Below are 627 nucleotides of genomic sequence, written 5' to 3'. Positions count from 1 at the left end.
TCCCGTCCGGCGGTCAGCGTGACATCACCGTTACCGGCAAGCGTGCTGCCCGTACTCTGTGTGACGCCCTGCGACAGACGATTATTTTTGTCCCAGGTAATATTGTCCTGCGCGGATGTGGTCACTGTGGAAAGCGTCATATCCCTGCCCGCACTGAGTTGCGTCAGGCTGTCCTTACCCTGATTCACCACCGTTGCAGCCGTCAGGTTCATATCCCGTCCGGCCTGCAGCACCAGTCTTCCCTGGTCATTCTGCACATACACGCCGGCCACACTGTCGATACTGGTACGTTCAAAATGGTTCTGCCCGGCGTCGCGCTGTGCCGTACGGGTGGTGGTGGTCAGACTGATATCCCGTCCGGCCATCGCCAGCAGGCTGTCCGTAGCCTGCAACAGCCCGCCGGTACTGTTAATATCCGTCCGGGCCGTCAGGCTGACATTTGCTCCCTGAATGGTACCGGCCTGGTTGTGAATGTTTTCTGCACTGAGCTGCACGGTCTGCTTCCCGGCCAGTTTACCGCTGTTAAACAGGTCACCATCCAGCTTCATCACCATGTCCCTGCCGGCAATCAGCGCACCGGCGCTGTTCACATCACCGGGTTTTACACGGGCATACACCTGAGGTACC

1 protein-coding gene is annotated in these 627 nt (G+C 58.7%); it reads right to left on the bottom strand.

The window, feature by feature from the left end:
• The coding region (locus tag E0D98_RS25425; RefSeq protein WP_131891471.1) for a hypothetical protein at positions 1–627 on the bottom strand (627 nt) is incomplete at both ends.

The organism is Escherichia sp. KCJ4928 (assembly GCF_004352695.1).
Classification (GTDB): domain Bacteria; phylum Pseudomonadota; class Gammaproteobacteria; order Enterobacterales; family Enterobacteriaceae; genus ECMA0423.
This window is presented reverse-complemented; position numbering and strand designations above follow the sequence as displayed.